Origin of the sequence: Salinicoccus cyprini, from assembly GCF_007713705.1 — a bacterium.
Taxonomy (GTDB): Bacteria; Bacillota; Bacilli; order Staphylococcales; family Salinicoccaceae; genus Salinicoccus; species Salinicoccus cyprini.
Window position 1 is genome coordinate 135,878 of the sequence record NZ_VMSJ01000004.1, and the last position, 18,208, is coordinate 154,085.

Here is an 18,208-nt window from a genome sequence, read left to right on the forward strand (position 1 = left end):
CCGGCAACCCGCTTCATTTTCATTCCAGACCAAGATCTTCCGAATTTGCCTTCCGGATTTCCTTCAGCAAGGTACTGTCTTCTATCAGGGAGTGTCCGTATGAAGGAATCATCTCCTTTATTTTAGGCTCCCATTTCTCCATATACTGCGGGAAGTTCTTCTCAAAGACCTCGAGTGCAACAGATACAGATGTAGAAGCGCCTGGAGATTCTCCCAGCAAGGCCATGACGGACTTGTCCCGGGAGTGGACAACCTCTGTTCCAAATTGAATATATCCCTTTCCATACTCTTTTGTATCTTTGATCACCTGCACACGTTTCCCGGCTATGATCAGATCCCAATCCTCGTCTTTTGCTTCAGGTACAAATTTCCGCAGCTCCTTCATCCGGTCTGCCTTGTTCATCATGACCTGCTGGATGGAATACTTGACCAGCGGAACGTTCTTCACACCGGCAGACAGCATGGTCAGTATGTTGCCCGGATTGATGGATCTGAAAAGGTCAAGGTTGGAGCCATTCTTCAGGAATTTGGGACCTATAGCTGCAAAAGGCCCAAACAACAGACTCTGGTCACCCTGGATATACCGTCTATCCAGATGCGGCACTGTCATCGGCGGCGTATTGGGTGGCTCTTTCCCGTAGACTTTGGCACCATGCCGCGCTACTATTTCCGGATTCCTACACACTAGAAATGCACCGCTTATCGGGAAACCACCGAGATTCCTGCTCTCCGGAATTTTTGTTTTCTGCAGCATGGGAATTGCGTTGCCGCCGGCACCAATGAATATATAATCTGCGACATGATATTCAACCTCATCTTCTTCAAGGTTACGGACCTTGACGCCCCATTTGCCATCCCTTCTTCTTTCGAAATCAAGGACCTCGTGATTATAATGCACTTCTGCGTTATCGTGTCCACTGATACTTTTCATCATTTTTCGAGTCAGTTCACCAAAATTGACATCCGTTCCCGTGTCCATCTTACTCGCAGCAACCACTGCATCCGATGCACGTCCTTCTGTCATCAGAGGGATCCACTTTTCCAGTTGCTTGAGGTCCTCCGAATACTCCATGCCTTCAAACATCGGCAATGGGGATAATGCCTCATACCGTTTCCTCAGGAAATTCACATTGTCTGTGCCCTGTACAAAACTGATATGAGGTAATTGACGGATGAATTCCTCCGGATTCTGTATCTCCTTATTTCTGACCAGGTAGGACCAGAACTGCATGGAAACTTCAAACTGTTCATTTATTTCTTTTGCCTTTTCAATATCTATGGAACCGTCTTCCTGTTCGACCGTATAGTTCAATTCACATAACGCAGCATGGCCTGTGCCGGCATTATTCCTTTCGTTGGAACTCTCTATCGCCGGCCTATCCAGTCTTTCAAACACCTTCATGTTCCAGTCCGGCTCTATATTCTTTAGAAATGAACCAAAAGTACTGCTTAGAATACCAGCACCTATCAGTATGATTTTTTTCGGTTCTGTATCTTTCATTTTACAATCACCTTTCCAATTTATAATGATTTGCTTCAATAGCAATTTTCTTCTAATTTGTTTCTGCACGCTTCTGGGAACGTAAGATCATTGTGAGCAGGACTGTCAATACAGCGATGATAAGGAAAAGCCCTATATTCAAGCCCAGTCCGTTCACCCATACATATCCGACAGCCCCTGCAAGCACAAGGTAGAATGCTGTCGGAATGAGCAGCCTTGATATCAGTGTCCCCTCTTTGCCGATCAGTCCTGCAGCGGCACTCGCAGCGACAACGTTATGCACACAGATCATATTTCCTGCTGCCCCGCCGACTGCCTGGAGTGCGACGATATAGAGCGGGTTGGCTCCAATCTCGTCGGCCACCCCGAACTGGAACAGCCCGAACATCATGTTGCTGACCGTATTGCTGCCGGCGGCAAAGGCGCCCATCGCCCCGATTGCAGGAGACACGAGCGGCCAGTTATCTCCGAACAGGCTTGCAGCACCCTGTGCCAGTACAAGCGGCATGGAATCGAACCCGGCGTCGTTGAGTCCTGAATTGATGAACACCTGTACAAGGGGTACGGAAACAATCAGCGCTGCCATGGCTGCCACTATCGTCCTGCCCGAAACCTTGAATGCATTTGCCATCCCCTTGCCGTCAAGGCCATGCAGCCATCCTGAAAGGATTGCAACCACAATGAATACGACACCCGGAATCATGAGTGGCGTCAGATTGTGCGTGATGTCGGTCCCCAATATATTTTCAAAGGAAATGACCCAGCTTGAAACGATTGCCTTGAGTCCGAGTGCCTCGACGCGTGTGATAACCAGCAGTAGTGCCACGAGCACATAAGGCATCCAAGCCTTGACCATTGAAATCTTCTTTGTCGGCTTAACATCTGCAGCAATATCGCTGAGCCATGACTTCTGCCAAGATTCACGCGGCTCAAAATCGAATGTGGTTTTTGGCATCAGGAATCCTTTCTTCGCTAACGGAATGACGATCGCCATCCCAATAAGGCCACCGAGCAGTGATGGAAATTCAGGTCCCAGGAAATTGGCGACCAATGTAAATGGAATGACAAATGCAAGTCCTGCAAAGATTGCAAAGGGCCATACTGCGAAGCCTTCCCTGAAACTTCTGTTCCTGCCGAAGAATTTTGTCAGCATGGCCGACATGAGAAGCGGCACAAATAGACCAACAATGGCATGGAATATTGATACTTGACCGCCCACCTCAAAGATGAAATTCGACATTTCCTGACCGCTGCCATCTATGTAGTTGTTGACGACAGGCTGATTTTCAAGACTTGTATTCACCCCGACGAGGATCGGCGTCCCTACCGCGCCATATGAAACCGGTGTGGACTGCAGCATCAGTGCAACCATCACTGCAGCCAGTGCGGGGAAGCCGAGCGCAATCAGAAGCGGACCTACAATCGTTGCCGGCGCCCCCCATCCCGCTGCGCCTTCGAGAAATGTTCCGAACAGCCAGGCAACGATGATTGCCTGCACTCTTCTGTCCGGGGAAATGCTTGTGAATGATGCGCGTATCGTATCCACTGCACCACTCTCCTTGAGCATATTCAGCAGAAGTACTGCGCCGAAAACAATAACACCGACCTCAAGCGCGGTCATGACACCCTTCAGCGACGCTGCTGTGATGCTGACAGCCCCCATCTGCCAGCCGAAATACGCAATAAGCACCGTAATGATGAAACTGAAAAACATCCCTTTTCTGGCTGACCACCTTAATATGACGAGAAAGAAGAAAATGGATAAAATCGGCAAAAGACTCATTAGAATCAGCATGAATAACCTCCATACTCCATATTTGGCTACAGTCAACCAGTCATCAGATGACTATATCTCTCCATATTCTATGAAAGCGATTTCTTTTTGTCAAATTATTTTTAAAAAAAAGAGACCACCAGATCTCCCAGATTGAAGACAAACCCCGTTTTGACACGGCGTTTGTCTTCTTATTATGTATTTTGATAGATCCCGAATGGGAGCCGTCGCCATGGTGAGTTAGAGGCCTAATTCACCATCGTGGGGTCTACCATGGCGAGTTAGAGGGCCAACTCACCATCGTGGGCGCTACCATGGTGAGTTAGAGGCTTAATTCACCATCGTCGGCGCTACCATGGCGAGTTAGAGGCTTAATTCACCGTCGTGGGCGATTGTGATGATGACCGGCGACGGACTATTATCGTTCAGGGAACCGGCTTTTCCATCCTGCACCCGCTGCCTGTTGATTTCAGCATACTCTTCCCCCTGATCTGCAGATTCCCATACATCCCGACAAAAAGACTGCAGACATGTCATTTTAATATGACTTTGTCTACAGCCTGAGAGACCTCCAGGTCTCCTCTTCCATTCATTTATGCTGTTTCAAAAGGACCGTCGCCACTTCTTCAAGATGTCTCATCATTGCGCCTGTTGCATTTCCCGAATCTTTTTCTGCAATGGCTCTATAGATGGCCTGATGCTCATCAAAAATCTTCTGTATCGATTTCTTCTCTTCATACAGCCATATTCTTCTTGTTTCCTTCATCGTCTCAAGCATTTTCTCCGATACATCACCGAGCAGATCCACGAGCATCTGATTGCCCGTCGATTGTGCGATTGCCATGTGGAATTCATAGTCCGCCTGTTCTCCGAGCTCATTGTTCATTACAGCTGTACGCATCTTGCCGAGCGCATCCTGCATCCTTCCCAGATCTTCTTCATCTGCATGGCTGCATGCCAGCTCCACGCAGCCGACCTCGATGATTTTACGGAGGTCCAGCAGGTTTTCGATATCCTTCCGTGTGATGATCTGGAACTCATGTTCGAAACCGAGAGGCATACGTTCTTTTATATAGGACCCCTGGCCATGCTTGACTTCTATGACGTCCATTACACTCAGAGTATTCAACGCTTCCCTGATGGAAGCCGAAGACACCTGGTAGTGCTCAGCCATCCTGGTAATCGATGGCAGCTGGTCGCCTGGATTCAACACACCATCCTTGATATCCTGCATGATCAGGTCCGCAATTTCTTCATATATTTTTTTCCTTGAAATGCCCATTGGATCGACCTCTTTTGAATTCTTAATGTCCGTATTATGATAGCACATATCAAATCTTTACAGTAACTTATCAATATATTAGTAATTTGTAATAAAAATGAAATCGAAATTATCAGAAAATATGTTGCTTTATGTCTCCGAACTTGTTAAGATGTATACAATTTTCAAATATAGGGAGGCATTAGATATGTTGACACTTACATTTTCCATTCTACTACTTATTCTTGGCTATATGGTGTATGGAAAAATTATTGAGAGAATTTTTGTCATCGATGACAGCAACGAAACACCGGCATACAAGAGCGGTGACGGTGTCGACTATATTCCTATGCACCCGATCAAGGGCTGGCTAGTACAGCTGCTCAATATCGCAGGACTTGGTCCTGTGTTCGGCGCAGTCGCGGGTGCATTATATGGACCCGTCGCACTCATCTGGATTGTCGCCGGCTGTATATTCGCTGGCGCAGTACACGATTACTTTTCAGGGATGCTGAGCATGCGCAACAATGGCTCGCAGTTTCCTGCACTTGTAGAAAAATACCTTGGAAAAAGCGTAAAGCTTTTCATCTATGTCGTTTCACTGGCACTCATGATCCTTGTCGCTGCGGCATTCACTGCTGGACCCGCAGAACTCATTTCACTGAAGACAGGCGGAGCCATCCCGTTCTTCGTTGCTCTGGTCGTCATTTTCGCCTACTTCCTTATGGCGACAGTTCTGCCGATCAACAAGATCATCGGCAAGATCTACCCGATATTCGGTGCGATACTGATCATCATGGCAGTGTCGGTATTCATCGGCCTCCTCTTCTCAGGCGCCAAAGTACCGAACTTGACACTGTCCACTGCACATCCTGAAGGCTTGCCTGTATGGCCCCTTCTGATGGTCACCATCTCCTGTGGCGCCATATCGGGCTTCCACTCGACGCAGAGTCCGATCATCGCACGTACTGTACGCAAGGAATCCGATGCAAGACGCGTGTTCTTCGGTGCCATGATTGCTGAAGGCATCATTGCACTGATCTGGGCGACGGCCGGCATGACATTCTTCGGTGGTACGGAAGGCCTTGGTGCAGCACTGGCCAACGGCGGCCCTGCTGGTGTCATCGACACGATCTCCATCGAATATCTCGGCGCAGCCGGAGCATTCCTGGCATTCATGGGGGCAATCGTCCTGCCGATCACGACAGGTGATACGGCACTCCGCTCTTCCCGGATGATCCTGACCGAAGCAGTCGGAAACTTCGTCAAAGTCGGCAACAGAAAGAAGATGCTGATCATGACAGTATGTGTGGCAGTGCCTTCCTTCCTGCTCGCTACAATCGACTATTCCTTCCTATGGAGGTATCTCGGCTTTACCAACCAGACCGTTTCAGCTACAATGCTCTGGGTTGCAACCGCCTACCTCATCAAAGAAGGCAAGTTCCACTTCATTGCAGGCATCCCTGCACTGTTCATGACCGGCGTCGTCGGCACCTACTTCTTCTACGCACCTGAAACACTGAATATGAGCTACGAAATATCACTGGTACTCGGAATGGTTCCAGTTCTTGCTACAGCTGCGCTCTACGTCAGAGCCGCCTATAAATACAGAGTCAGAGGCATCGCAAAACCTACGCATATCGGTTAACAATTAAGGAGGAATTCATATGGGACAGACATTACAGATAGAACGGGCAAACCAGTTGAAGAATAAACCGGACGTTTCAACCATCAAGTTCGGTACAGTATTTACAGATTATATGTTTACAAGCAGGTACACACCGGAGTATGGCTGGTCGGAGCATTCCATCATACCGTACCAGAATCTCCAGCTCTCCCCGAGCTGCCAGGCCATCCACTATGGTCAATCCGTTTTCGAAGGACTCAAGGCCTACAAGAATGGCGACGACGTACTGGTTTTCAGACCCGATCAGAATTTCAAACGTATGAACCAGTCCCTATCCCGTCTTTCCATGCCCGAAATAAATGAAGAGAATGCCCTCGATGCCCTACTCGAACTGTTGAAAGTCGAGCGCGACTGGGTACCGGATGGCGAGGGACAGTCCCTATATATCAGGCCTTTCGTCTTCGCAGATGAACCATTCCTTGGTGTCAGACCTTCTGAATCCTATCAGTTCAATATCATCCTCTCGCCGGTAGCGAGCTACTATGGCAATCAGCTGAACCCGTCAAGTCTCTACGTGGAGGATGATTTCGTCCGCTCGGTCCGCGGCGGTGTCGGTTTTGCGAAAGCAAGCGGCAACTACGCAGCGAGCCTGCTTGCACAGAAGAAGGCGAATGAACTCGGCTACGAGCAGGTACTCTGGCTGGATGGTGTCGAACAGAAATATGTTGAAGAAGTCGGCAGCATGAACATCTTCTTCGTACGGGACAATGAACTTGTTACGCCGAAGCTGAATGGTTCCATCCTGCCGGGCATCACCCGCAAATCCCTCATTGAACTTGCCGAATACAAAGGCTATACAGTGAAAGAGGAATCAATCCATATCGACGACCTTGCGAATGATCTGCATAGCGGCAGAATCACGGAAGTATTCGGCGCCGGCACGGCAGCAGTCATCTCGCCAGTCGGCCGCCTGAATATCCACGGTGTCGATCACATCGTCAATGACAACCAGATCGGCCCCGTTTCACAGGACCTTTATGACCACTTCACGGACATCCAGTATGGACGGCGTGAAGATCCGTTCGGCTGGGTCGTGAAACTCTAGCATCAGTAGAAAAATCCCTTTGGAAGTGCCGCTGTGAAAGTGGCTGCTCCAAAGGGGTTTTCTTATGCTTTAACTTCAAATGATACTTTGCCTACATTTTCATACTCGACCTGATAGGTGCCGGTTTCAAGCCTGATCGGCAGATTGAATGTTCCTGATGACACGAAAAGACCCGGTTCCAGCACTTTTCCTTCCTCTGCAAGTGTCCCGGCAAGCCACTTCATCGCCCTGGCCGGATGGCCAAGCACTTCTGTCGAACGTCCTTCCTTGATGACAGTGCCGTTATGCGACAGCGTGCCCTTGATGTCATCAAGGGCATCATAATCGTAATGTTCCGCTTCGCCGTATATGACCGCGCCATTCACCGCACCGTCGGCAATGATCTCATTTAGTGTTGTATTCGGGAACCAGTCCTTATACCTTGCATCCGGCACTTCCGCTCCCGGTGCCACCCGGCACTTCTTCATGATCTCGACTTCCGTATCCTCCGCAGAAATCTCCTCATCTATCAAAAAGACAAGCTCCATTTCGAGCAGCGGTACATTGTAGTCGGACAGGATGATCTCCTTTTTTACCGTGCGGTCCGTCATGGCGCCATAGAGCGGCGAGTCGCTATTGAACAGATTCTGTGTCTCAGGACTTGTCAGGCTGATCTTGTATCCCATAAGCACTTCCCCATTCTCTTCCTTCATCTTCATGACAGCATTCTGGATTCTGTAGGCTTGCTCCATGGAAGCAATATCAAGCGCTCCGAGCGCCAGTGGTTCATTTGCTGAATAGGCAGTGTACAACTGTTCGACAATCGACATGAAACTCCTCCTTTGCTTTATTCTAATATAACATATCTGAAAATAAATATTTATCGCCATTTTCGCATCATTATGAATTAGGCATTGTGACCGCTGTGCAATATTGATATCATATTCCTATCTATTCTTAACGCACTTCATTTTCAATATTGCCAGAAGGAGGCATAACATGCTTGATATCAATCCGATTGTAAAGACAATTCAAGTTCCCGGGATAAGAGTTTTCTCAAATAAGGTGGCCGGATATCCGGATGGCATCAATCTGACCATCGGACAGCCGGACTTCCCAACTCCGGAGAACGTCAAGGAGGCAGCAGTCACTGCCATCCGCGAAAGCAGGACAGGATACTCCCATAACGCCGGACTCCTTGAGCTGAGGCAGAGTGTTGCAGATTTCTTCCAGGATACATACAATTTTTCGTATGCTCCAGATGAGGAGATCATCGTGACGAACGGTGCCAGTGAAGGTCTCGATTCTGTGCTCAGGACGATCATCGAACCGGGCGATGAAGTCATCCTCCCTGCGCCGACATATTCAGGATACGATTCCCTCGTCAGACTGAACGGCGGCGTACCTGTCCATATGGACATATCCGTATCGAACTTCAAGCCCGAGGCAGAAGCCATCAGACAGACCGTCACGGATAGGACGAAGGCGATCATATTCAACCATCCTTCCAATCCGACGGGTGTTTCTCTGTCCCATCCCGAGATGGCTGTACTGGTGGAGACGCTGGCAGAACTGGACGTGTTCGTCATATCCGATGAAATATACAGCGAAAATACGTTTTCCGGCAAGCATACCTCCTTCGGTTCATTCGAAGCGCTCCATGACAGGCTGTTCATCATCCATGGGCTGTCGAAATCCCATGCCATGACCGGCTGGCGGCTCGGCTTCATACTCGGGCCGGCCGAAGTCATGAGATATGTGCTGAGAGTCCACTTGAACAATTCCATCTGTGCTGCGCTGCCAAGCCAGTATGCAGCGATTGAAGCACTCAAGAATACGCGGCACTTCCCACTCGAGATGAATGAAAGATACATTGAACGCAGAGACTTCGTCCATGGGAAACTGACTGCGATGGGACTTTCGTGCGAGACGCCGACGGGTGCATTCTATATTTTTCCGAGCGTTGAAGGGACAGGATTTGATGACATCACTTTTGCAGAACGTCTGCTTGAAGAGGAGCATGTCGCTGTTGTACCCGGCTCCGCTTTCGCCAAGGAAGGCAGAAACCATATCAGAATTTCCTACGCCAGTGCCATGGAACATCTCGAAGTCGGAATGCAGCGCATGGAACGGTTTGTTAAAAAGTATCAGCCGAAAATAAACGGACAGTAGGACAGGAAACCGAGGAGGAATTGCAATGTTTTGGGAATCACAGCAGCAGCTTGAAGAACTGGTATGCCAGCTCGTCTCGTGGGAAAGCCGGACCGGCACGGAGGGAGAGATTCTTTTCCCCTTCAAGCTGAAGGATGAGCTGGTGAAGCTGGAGTACTTCGAGCGTCATCCGGAACATATTGCGCTTCATGATGCAGGCAGGAACAGAAATGGGCTGTCTGCCCTGTATAAGCATGGATCGACGAGTAGAACCATCATTCTGATGAGCCATTTTGATACAGTACATACCAAGGAATTCGGTTCGAACAGCCATCTGGCATTCTCACCGCATGAACTCGGTCACCGTTTCAAGGAGATTGCGGATGATTTTCCGGAGGAAGTCAGGGCGGATATACTTTCCGATGACTACCTTTTCGGCCGGGGCACGATGGATATGAAAATGGGGATTGCGCTCCATATGCATCTGGTTGAAAAGGCCATCGCGCATGACTGGCCGATCAACCTGCTCCTTCTGACTGTACCGGATGAGGAAGTGGATTCTGCCGGCATGCGGACGGCAGTCGACCAGCTGGAAGGTCTTGCGCAGACACATGATCTCGACTATGCCCTATTCCTGAACAGCGAACCGAGCTTCACCCAGTACCCGGACGATCCGAACTACTATTTCTACTCCGGGACAATCGGGAAGATCATGCCATCGGTCCTCTTCTACGGGGTCGAGACACACGTCGGTGAACCATTGCGTGGCTTGAATGCACACTACATGGCCTCTTTTCTCAACCAGCAGATGGAGTTCACCAATGTTTTTGACGAAACGGCCTACGGTGAACGGACACCGCTTCCGGTAACTTTGAAATATTATGATATGAAGGCCGACTACTCGGCCCAGACATCGAATCATGTTGCATCACTCTACAATGTCTTTGCCATGGAGCAGAATGCGGACGACATCTTCAGCAAGTTCCATGAGCTTGTGGAGGACACGATGACACAGTGCCAGAATCACTACGAAGCGATCTGCCGGAGAGAAAATACGCGTCCGGTCGGCAGCATCCGCACCATGTCCTACCAGGCACTTCACGACTATATACTGAAGAAGCACGGCCAGGTGAAAATTGATGAGATCATCACCCAGTACATTGCCCGTGATGATCTCGATGATCGCGAGAAGTCGATGCAGATCACGAACCGCATGCTCACCTACTGCAAAGAGCTGGTTCCACTTGCGGTAACGCTGTTCGTCCCACCATACTATCCTGCTGTAAACGCTTCAGAGGACCCGCTCGTCAGAAGCATCTCCGGCTTGACGCAGGAGTTCCTGAACAGCAACTACGGCATCGTGCCGAAAGAGATCCACTATTTCAATGGCATATCCGACGCCAGCTATGTCAGCTACGACAGCCATGATGACAGCTGGGAGACCTACAAGGCCAATACCCCGGTATGGGGAAAGACCTATACCATACCGTTCCAGTCCATGCAGAAGCTCCAGGTGCCGCACATCAATATCGGGCCGTTCGGCAAGGATCCGCATAAGCTGACCGAGCGGCTCCATAAGCAGAGCGGATATGAAATTACCGCGAAATTGCTCGAAGCCGTCGTGAAGCACTGCATGACCGTCACAGTCTAGATGCTGAGAATATAGAGGCAGATCGGTATCGTAATGAGACTGAGCAGTGTAGTGACGAGCGTCGAGAAGGAGACCAGGTTCGGTTTGACGTTGAACTGCACGGCCAGCATGGTGGAGTTTGCAGCTACCGGCATGGCATTCAGTATGACGAATACCGCCTTCATCGTGTCGTCGATCGGCATGATCATGACCAGGGCCATCGCAATTACAGGAGAGAGGATCATTCTGACTGCGATGACAGTAGAGATGTTTCTTATTTTGAACTTCTCCTTCGTAATCTGGGCCAGCTGCATGCCGAGAATGAGCATGACGACAGGAATGGAGGCATTGCCGGTCATTTCGATGATCTCCATCAGCTTGTCGTCGATGGTGACGTCTGAAAGCTGCAGCAGGATGCCTGCCAGCGCACCGTAGATGACGGGGATTCTGAAGATGCTGACGATCGCTTCTCTGACAGAGATCGTCGCGCCATTGCCGAATGACGCGATGAAGATGCCGACAGTACTGACGATGAAGCCATGCAGCACCATGAGTACGACCGCATAGTCGAATGCAGTGGCACCGATCGCAAAAAGCACCACCGGCGAGCCATAGTTGCCACTGTTCGGAAATAGAGTGCCGAGCAGCATGGCGGAAATATCTTCCTTGGTGGATTTCATGAAAAAGCCGATACCGATTGTGATGCCTGCGAGAATAGCTGTAATGATCAGCGAGAAGAGGAACAGGTAGAAATAATCCATAGTGATTTCATTGCGGTAGAACGTATTGAAGGTCAATAGTGGCAATAATATGTATAGCGAAAGTGCAGAAACGGACCTGATATCCATATCAAGCAGCTTCTGTGCGACATACCCTGCACCGAATATAAGAAAAACAGGGAGTACAATCATCAACAGTTGCATCAGTTTTCATCCTCTTTCTTTATTTTCCATACTTCCATCATAGGACATTCTGAAATGAAAAAGAAGCCGGATTTATCCGGCTTCCATAATTCATACTATTTTCTTCTGAAGAACAGAACGACTGCAGATATGACTGCAAGGATAAGAAGTACAACTGCACCGATGATCAGCAGCGTGTTGGAAGACTCCGCTGTCGCCTGTTCACTCTCCTGTGCGGTATCAATTTCCGCTTCAGTCGTCTCCTCCTCGGTTGGTTCTTCCTCGGTGACCACTTCTTCTGTAGATTCTTCCTCGGTTGCCTCTTCGACAGTCGATGATTCCTCAGTCATCGCTTCTTCAGTAGACGGTTCCGCCGTCGGCTCTTCGGTGGTTTCCTCAAGGGAAGGCTCTTCCGTACTTTCTTCAAGTGCCGGCTCTTCAGTAGATGCTTCCTGCGTCTCTTCAGCAGTCGGCTCTTCTGTTGAAGTTTCAGTACTTGCCTCCTCTGTCGATTCCTCTTCTGCGACTTTCACCTCATTATTATTCTCGAGTGCGGTTGTCAAAGCTGTTGCAGCCTCATCAATCTGATCCTGTCCTGCATTGCCATCTTCCAGCAGCGCATATGCATTTTCAAGGGCAGACTGAAGTTCCGGCGTTCTCGATTCTGCAGACACCTGCTCCACTTCACTGATTATCTGCTCAAGCGCCGCTGTATCGACGACCGGCGCATCACTGACGTTCGTCGTCGTAGCTGTCCTGAAATAGGTGGTCAGCAATGGGGTGTCGTTCTGATCCATTGCACGCACATAGTAATCATAGGTCGTCGATGTTTCGAGTCCACTATCCTGATAATAGCCGTCCTGCGTCGTATCAATCAGCTGATCGTTCCTGTACACCTCATAGTATGCAGCGCCTTCAAGCGGATCCCACGAGAATTCAGCTGTGTTGCCCGTCGTCCCCTGGATGGTGACGAGCCTGTTGTGGAACGACTCCATGAACTGGTACGTCATCGGCGCACGTTCAGCCAGGCGGGCGCTCGCGCTACCGCCGAGATAATACATTGCGAATGTCTCTGCAAAGTATTCCCCAGGCGTATTGAAGTAGGCCGCCACCTCGTGGTCATGGAACAGATTGTCCTTTTCCTGGGCCATGATATTCTGAAACTCCTGCGAGCCACTTACCGTAAAACCGGCGGCATAGCTGTCGACAGCGTGTCCATATTCATGCAGTTCGAGGTTGATCGTCGAATGACCGTTGCCTGGATTGCTGTAGCCGATCCTGGCGGCAGTTGTGTATCCACCAGCGCCCGGCACATCATCCCACGTACGACCTGTGTTTTCCCAACCTCTCGGTGTGACGCCGGAAAGATATTCAAATTCCGGCAGTTCGGTCAACGGCTGATCCATAAGTATGATTCTGACACCTGCACGATTCGTATGCGCCAGAATTCTTTCGTCCACCCGATTTAGACGGTTGATCATCGCCTGGGCTTCATTCGCATCATAGTTGCCATCCGGATCTCTGATTTCAATCATGTTCTGGAGGCTCGGGCTGGCCGCTGACGCCTGCAGTGGAAAGAATGCTGTAATCATCAGCATCAGACCAAGCATCATCGCGACCCCCGAAAGGGTTTTCTGCTTCATAATATTCCCTACCTTCGCTCTGTTTTCCTTATATTTGTATTCCCTATAATACGCGCTTTAGTCATTCTGGTCATGGAATATCCATCGATGTTCACCGAATCCTCACAAAGACGGACGTCCGGCACCTGCATTTCTGCTGGCCACTGGACGTCCGCACCCCATGTTATTCTTTTTTTCTATGCCAGACTCTCCCGGACCACACGCTTATAGTAGACAAGTGAAAGGATTGCAAAGAGTGAATAGAATGCAGTATAGACAGCCATGACGATGAGCATCGGCGTCCACATCTCCGTTCCGAACATGAACCATCCGGCGTTCACTGCAAAATAGGCATGCAGCAGACCGATCAGCAGCGGAATGCCGAACGTGATGGTCATCTTGATGGAAAGCCCTCTCGTAATTTCCCGCTGCGAAAACCCGAGCTTTCTGAGCACATTGTAGCTGCCACGCTCATCCTCACTCTCACCCACCTGCTTGAAGTACAGGATGCATCCTGATGTCAGTAGGAAGGAGAAGCCGACAAATGCGATGACGAACATCGTCATGCCGAACATCTGCATCTGTGTCGTATAATTTTCGATTTGGGAATCGAAATATGGGTTTTCCTCCTGGTCCATCATGTTGAATATCTCCATACTATCTTCTCCTGTAATATCGAGCGCATACATGGTTCTGACGCCCTCACCCTCGACTTCGGGCGACTGGTTGCTGGAAAATTCCTGATAGACCGAGTCATCAACAATTGCTGTAGGAGAACCGAATGTTACCATGCTTGGCAGAATCGACTGTCCCTGTACATCCGCGAGTTCCAATGAATGCTTGTAATCCCCGGACGTGAACGTTAGCGGCTCATTTACGCTGTAGTCGATGAATGTCTGCATCACACCCGAAGTCCCGGTGATGACCGTTTCGTTCGGACCCAGATCCATCGATTCGAAATGGGCATCGCTCACGACCATCATCATGAGTATCGAATCATCCATATCCATGAGCTCAAGATCTGCGCTGATTGCCCCTTTTGTTTCAACATTATATTCCATTGCCGGCAATTCAAACGTTTCATGCTCGATCCCTTCCCGGGCAAGCAGGTCGTCATAGAATGACAACCCTTCTGCATCTTCGAAAATATAGTCATGAGGCGTTGAATTCTCCACCATGCTGCCGGTTGAATAGTAGGTGATGTAGGAAAGGGACATCAGTCCGACACTCAGTGCACTGACAATGCTGATCATCGTCAGTAGAAAGGCGTTCGATTTCATTTTGAACATGATGCTTGTCAATGACAGTACATCCGTTACATTGACGTGCCCCTTCTTCGATTTTCTGATCATATTCAGAATGAATGCGATGGAGAACTTGAATGTGATATATGTGCCGATGATGACCAGTCCAAGCACAATGAACATCAGCGGAATGGCCCATTCTATATAATCCACCAGAGCAGTGGAGAGATAGTAGCCCACTGCAATCATACTGATGCCGATGATGCCCATCAGTATCGTGCCGACACCAAGCCGTCTGCTGTCGGACTCGTTTGTCCGGTTCAGCGTGATCATGTCGATGAGCTTTGTACGTTTCAGGAAAATGAAGTTCTGTACCAGCAGCAGCACGAATATGACCACAAACAGTACGGCAGTCTGGAGCACAGCTTCCATGGAAAAGGTAAGACCTACAGAAAGCTCGACCTGCATGACTCTGAGAAGAACCATCAGCAGTATTCTGGATAGCAGAAAGCCGAGAAGGATTCCGATGACCAGACTGCCGAAGTAGATGATGGCATTTTCCTGCAGCAGTATTCTGAACACTTTGTTTCTGTTCAGTCCGATGAGCTGGAACAAGGCAAGCTCGGTATTCCGTCGCTTCAGGAATATGGAGTTCGCGAACATGACGAAAGTGACGATGATGATGACAAGCAGCACCGACCCGACAAGGAAGCCGGTCGACATCAGTGTGCTCGATGACAGCTCTTCTGCTGCGCTCTCATCTTTTGACATGAGTACAAACGAGAAATACAGCGAAACACTGAAGATGAGCGCGAAAATATACAGGCCGTAGTTTCTGATGTTCCTGAAGAAATTTTTCAGGATGATCCGATTAAGACTCAACGCCGACACCACCCAATACGCTCTGAGTACTCATGATCTCCTTGTAGAACTCCTCCTGTCGGCGCTCCCCTTTCCGGAGAGTGGAATAGACGAGACCATCCTTCAGAAAAATAACTCTACTCGAGTAGCTTGCAGCTGTAGCATCATGTGTCACCATCACAATGGTGGAACGGCTGTTGATGTTCATCTGCTTCAGTTTATTCAGAAGGCCGCTTGCCGACTTGGAGTCGAGTGCACCTGTCGGTTCATCCGCAAAAATGATTTTCGGCTGGTGGACGAATGCACGTGCTGCACTGGTCCGCTGCTGCTGGCCTCCGGAAATCTCATTCGGGTACTTGCCACCCAGTTCATGGATGCCGAGTTCATTCGCGACTGTTTCGAACTGGCGCTCCACTTCACCCTTCTTCATATTCCTGATGGACAGCGGCAGCAGTATGTTCTCCTTTACAGTCAGCGTATCGAGCAGGTTGTACTGCTGGAAGATGAACCCGAGATCATTTTTTCTGAAGTTAGCGAGTTTCTTGTCTTTCATCGCAGTAATATCTTCTCCCTCGATGAATATATGTCCACTGCTCACCCGGTCGATCGAGCTCAGTACATTGAGCAGTGTCGTCTTGCCGGAACCCGATGCCCCCATGATGGAGACGAACTCTCCCTTCTCTATATCCAGGTCGATGCCTTTCAGTACTTCAGTGCGGTTGAAACGGTTGCCATATGACTTTTTGATTCCCTTCGCTTCAAGTATCATCATGACGCCTCCTAAGTTTTTTATCATACCCCTATTCTATCTGTACTCTTCATCACGGTCGTTTGATTCCGGTGACAGAAACAGAAAACCATGTGACGTTTCTGTCACATGGTTTTCACTTTATGGTAGGCATTCTGCTGTGCGAAAGTGAGGGTCGTCTTTGTTCCGCTACCATATTCGGACTGGACATCGATATCGAGATGCATGGCTTCTGCAGCCTGATTGGCAAGATACAGACCCATTCCTGTAGACTGGCCGTCACCATGGTTGCTCGTCGAAGTGAACCCTGATTCAAATATACGCGGCAGGTCTTCCGGCCGGATGCCTCTGCCATGGTCCTCGACTGTCAGGGACACGGCGCCATCCACCATGCTGCTTGAGATTTCTATCTCGTCATCTTCAGTATACTTTACGCTGTTTGTAATGATCTGGTCGAGAATGAATGACAGCCATTTGACATCTGTTTTTACTTCAGGTGCAGACAGCGTAATATCAAAGCCGATATCCTTCTCCATGCAGAGTGTCCTCAGCTTCTGTATGCTTCGTCCGATAATTGGTCCCAGTTCAGCCGTTTCGATGTATAGGTCATTCTGTATGTTTGGCAGACGTTTCATATAGAGCATCTCATTCAGCATGCCTTCAAGCCGCTGCCACTCATTGAGCAGCTTCACACGCCGCTGTCCATCGACATCATCCATGAGCAGTTTCAGCGTTGTCATCGGCATTTTCATATCATGGATCCACCGCGTCATTTCGTCCATGTTTTCCTTCGTCTTCATGGATTCCTGATCCATGCGATCATTATGGGACTGTCTGACGCGTAGGAGACGCTCCTGAAGAGCGCGCTGATAACGGGTTGTCGGGACAGGAAGCGATTCTATATCTTCAATATCATTCATTTTCATCAGCTCTTTCTCATAGTGTCTGCCGCTTGCATACTGCCAGATGGCGAACAGCACCATGATGATACTATTGATGACGACGATGTAGAGGATCGACAGATTCGATATGGACACATCGAGCAGTCCGATGCCGAGCGTCACAGCATTGATCAGTATGAAGAGCAGCCACCATGGCAGATGCTGCGTAAAATACATGGCATTCACTCCTTCAGCATATATCCGAGTCCTGTCTTGGTGATGATGGCATCCTTAAGGCCCATCTCCTCGAGTTTCTTGCGGATGCGGTTGATATTGACGGTCAGTGTATTGTCACTGATGAATTTCGCATCATCCCACAGCTGCTCGATCAGTGCTTCCCTTGAGACGACCTGATCCTTATTTGCTGCCAGAATGGACAGGATGAAGGACTCATTTTTCGTCAGATGGATGATCTGCTCCCCTCTGGCACTGGTCAGCTTCTTGAAATCAAATACAGCGTCCCTGAACCGGATGACATCCATGCTCTGGTTCTGATACTGGTAGGCGCGTCTCAGCAGCGCATCGACCTTCGCCACCAGCACGTCGAAATTGAATGGTTTCTGAATATAGTCATCGCTGCCCATCTGCATGCTCATCACCATGTCGGACGGGTGGTCCCGTGATGACAGGAAGATGATCGGCAGGCTCGAAATATCACGGATCCTTCTGCACCAGTAGAACCCGTCATACTTTGGCAGTGTGATATCGATGATGACGAGCTCCGGCTCGAAGCGGATGAAATCATTCAGCACATTCGAAAAATCGGTTACGCCGGAAACCGTATGATCCCATTCCTGAAGCCGTGATTTCAATTCCCGGAAGAGCGGCATATCATCTTCGATGATGAAGATTCTGGACATTG

15 protein-coding genes are annotated in these 18,208 nt (G+C 49.3%); 4 read left to right on the forward strand and 11 right to left on the reverse strand.

From position 1 onward, the window contains the following. Nucleotides 1–19: 19 nt before the first annotated feature. From mqo to FO441_RS09845, 4 genes are all read right to left on the reverse strand, one after another. A complete protein-coding gene (gene mqo, locus FO441_RS09835; RefSeq protein ID WP_281287303.1) occupies nucleotides 20–1,525 on the reverse strand; it encodes a malate dehydrogenase (quinone) in 1,506 nt (501 codons plus the stop codon). Nucleotides 1,526–1,553: 28 nt separating this feature from the next. Continuing rightward, nucleotides 1,554–3,296 carry an L-lactate permease gene (locus FO441_RS09840; RefSeq protein WP_145289409.1) on the reverse strand — a complete coding sequence of 581 codons (1,743 nt, stop codon included), beginning with the start codon at nucleotides 3,294–3,296 and terminating at the stop codon, nucleotides 1,554–1,556. Nucleotides 3,297–3,638: 342 nt separating this feature from the next. Further along, nucleotides 3,639–3,812 carry a hypothetical protein gene (locus FO441_RS12640; RefSeq protein WP_186365540.1) on the reverse strand — a complete coding sequence of 58 codons (174 nt, stop codon included), beginning with the start codon at nucleotides 3,810–3,812 and terminating at the stop codon, nucleotides 3,639–3,641. A gap of 52 nt (nucleotides 3,813–3,864) precedes the next feature. Further along, nucleotides 3,865–4,557, reverse strand: a complete 693-nt coding sequence (locus FO441_RS09845) for a FadR/GntR family transcriptional regulator (RefSeq protein WP_145289678.1) — start codon at nucleotides 4,555–4,557, stop codon at nucleotides 3,865–3,867. A 187-nt stretch (nucleotides 4,558–4,744) separates the two neighbouring features. On the opposite strand from FO441_RS09845, the gene FO441_RS09850 reads away from it, so the two are divergent. Next, nucleotides 4,745–6,184: a carbon starvation CstA family protein gene (locus FO441_RS09850; protein ID WP_145289411.1), complete on the forward strand. Its 1,440-nt coding sequence runs from the start codon at nucleotides 4,745–4,747 to the stop codon at nucleotides 6,182–6,184. A 19-nt stretch (nucleotides 6,185–6,203) separates the two neighbouring features. Then, nucleotides 6,204–7,268, forward strand: coding sequence for a branched-chain amino acid aminotransferase (locus tag FO441_RS09855; RefSeq protein WP_145289414.1), 1,065 nt, complete (start codon nucleotides 6,204–6,206; stop codon nucleotides 7,266–7,268). Nucleotides 7,269–7,330: 62 nt separating this feature from the next. Here FO441_RS09855 and FO441_RS09860 read toward each other — a convergent pair whose 3' ends face one another. After that, a complete protein-coding gene (locus FO441_RS09860) occupies nucleotides 7,331–8,077 on the reverse strand; it encodes a 2-keto-4-pentenoate hydratase (protein ID WP_145289416.1) in 747 nt (248 codons plus the stop codon). A gap of 169 nt (nucleotides 8,078–8,246) precedes the next feature. On the opposite strand from FO441_RS09860, the gene FO441_RS09865 reads away from it, so the two are divergent. Both FO441_RS09865 and FO441_RS09870 read left to right on the forward strand, forming a co-directional pair. Further along, nucleotides 8,247–9,419 (forward strand): aminotransferase class I/II-fold pyridoxal phosphate-dependent enzyme, encoded by a 1,173-nt coding sequence (locus FO441_RS09865; protein ID WP_145289419.1) that lies wholly within the window; start codon nucleotides 8,247–8,249, stop codon nucleotides 9,417–9,419. Between the two features lie 25 nt (nucleotides 9,420–9,444). Beyond that, nucleotides 9,445–11,049, forward strand: a complete 1,605-nt coding sequence (locus FO441_RS09870) for a M20/M25/M40 family metallo-hydrolase (RefSeq protein WP_145289421.1) — start codon at nucleotides 9,445–9,447, stop codon at nucleotides 11,047–11,049. Here FO441_RS09870 and FO441_RS09875 read toward each other — a convergent pair. The 6 genes from FO441_RS09875 to FO441_RS09900 all read right to left on the reverse strand — a co-directional run bounded on the left by FO441_RS09875 (nucleotide 11,046) and on the right by FO441_RS09900 (nucleotide 18,206). Next, nucleotides 11,046–11,951, reverse strand: coding sequence for an AEC family transporter (locus FO441_RS09875; RefSeq protein WP_145289424.1), 906 nt, complete (start codon nucleotides 11,949–11,951; stop codon nucleotides 11,046–11,048). The genes FO441_RS09870 and FO441_RS09875 overlap by 4 nt on opposite strands. Nucleotides 11,952–12,046: 95 nt before the next feature. Then, on the reverse strand, nucleotides 12,047–13,573 hold the full coding sequence (locus tag FO441_RS09880; RefSeq protein ID WP_145289425.1) for an anthrax toxin lethal factor-related metalloendopeptidase: 1,527 nt from the start codon (nucleotides 13,571–13,573) through the stop codon (nucleotides 12,047–12,049). Nucleotides 13,574–13,749: 176 nt separating this feature from the next. Continuing rightward, nucleotides 13,750–15,678 (reverse strand): FtsX-like permease family protein, encoded by a 1,929-nt coding sequence (locus FO441_RS09885; RefSeq protein WP_145289428.1) that lies wholly within the window; start codon nucleotides 15,676–15,678, stop codon nucleotides 13,750–13,752. Continuing rightward, on the reverse strand, nucleotides 15,668–16,429 hold the full coding sequence (locus tag FO441_RS09890) for an ABC transporter ATP-binding protein (protein ID WP_186365541.1): 762 nt from the start codon (nucleotides 16,427–16,429) through the stop codon (nucleotides 15,668–15,670). Before FO441_RS09890 ends, FO441_RS09885 begins: the two co-directional genes overlap by 11 nt. A 101-nt stretch (nucleotides 16,430–16,530) precedes the next feature. Beyond that, nucleotides 16,531–17,523, reverse strand: coding sequence for a sensor histidine kinase (locus FO441_RS09895; protein ID WP_145289433.1), 993 nt, complete (start codon nucleotides 17,521–17,523; stop codon nucleotides 16,531–16,533). A 5-nt stretch (nucleotides 17,524–17,528) separates the two neighbouring features. Then, the gene (locus FO441_RS09900) at nucleotides 17,529–18,206 is read right to left on the reverse strand and encodes a response regulator transcription factor (RefSeq protein ID WP_145289436.1); all 678 of its coding nucleotides are present in this window, start codon (nucleotides 18,204–18,206) and stop codon (nucleotides 17,529–17,531) included. Nucleotides 18,207–18,208: the final 2 nt, after the last annotated feature.

Excerpts from the sequence above, each read along its gene's own strand:
- FO441_RS09840 (WP_145289409.1), bottom strand. The coding sequence starts at position 3,296 with ATGCTGATTCTAATGAGTCTTTTGCCGATTTTATCCATTTTCTTCTTT.
- FO441_RS12640 (WP_186365540.1), bottom strand. The coding sequence starts at position 3,812 with ATGACATGTCTGCAGTCTTTTTGTCGGGATGTATGGGAATCTGCAGAT.
- FO441_RS09845 (WP_145289678.1), bottom strand. The coding sequence starts at position 4,557 with ATGGGCATTTCAAGGAAAAAAATATATGAAGAAATTGCGGACCTGATC.
- FO441_RS09850 (WP_145289411.1), top strand. The coding sequence starts at position 4,745 with ATGTTGACACTTACATTTTCCATTCTACTACTTATTCTTGGCTATATG.
- FO441_RS09855 (WP_145289414.1), top strand. The coding sequence starts at position 6,204 with ATGGGACAGACATTACAGATAGAACGGGCAAACCAGTTGAAGAATAAA.
- FO441_RS09860 (WP_145289416.1), bottom strand. The coding sequence starts at position 8,077 with ATGTCGATTGTCGAACAGTTGTACACTGCCTATTCAGCAAATGAACCA.
- FO441_RS09865 (WP_145289419.1), top strand. The coding sequence starts at position 8,247 with ATGCTTGATATCAATCCGATTGTAAAGACAATTCAAGTTCCCGGGATA.
- FO441_RS09870 (WP_145289421.1), top strand. The coding sequence starts at position 9,445 with ATGTTTTGGGAATCACAGCAGCAGCTTGAAGAACTGGTATGCCAGCTC.
- FO441_RS09875 (WP_145289424.1), bottom strand. The coding sequence starts at position 11,951 with ATGCAACTGTTGATGATTGTACTCCCTGTTTTTCTTATATTCGGTGCA.
- FO441_RS09880 (WP_145289425.1), bottom strand. The coding sequence starts at position 13,573 with ATGAAGCAGAAAACCCTTTCGGGGGTCGCGATGATGCTTGGTCTGATG.
- FO441_RS09890 (WP_186365541.1), bottom strand. The coding sequence starts at position 16,429 with ATGATGATACTTGAAGCGAAGGGAATCAAAAAGTCATATGGCAACCGT.
- FO441_RS09895 (WP_145289433.1), bottom strand. The coding sequence starts at position 17,523 with ATGTATTTTACGCAGCATCTGCCATGGTGGCTGCTCTTCATACTGATC.
- FO441_RS09900 (WP_145289436.1), bottom strand. The coding sequence starts at position 18,206 with ATGTCCAGAATCTTCATCATCGAAGATGATATGCCGCTCTTCCGGGAA.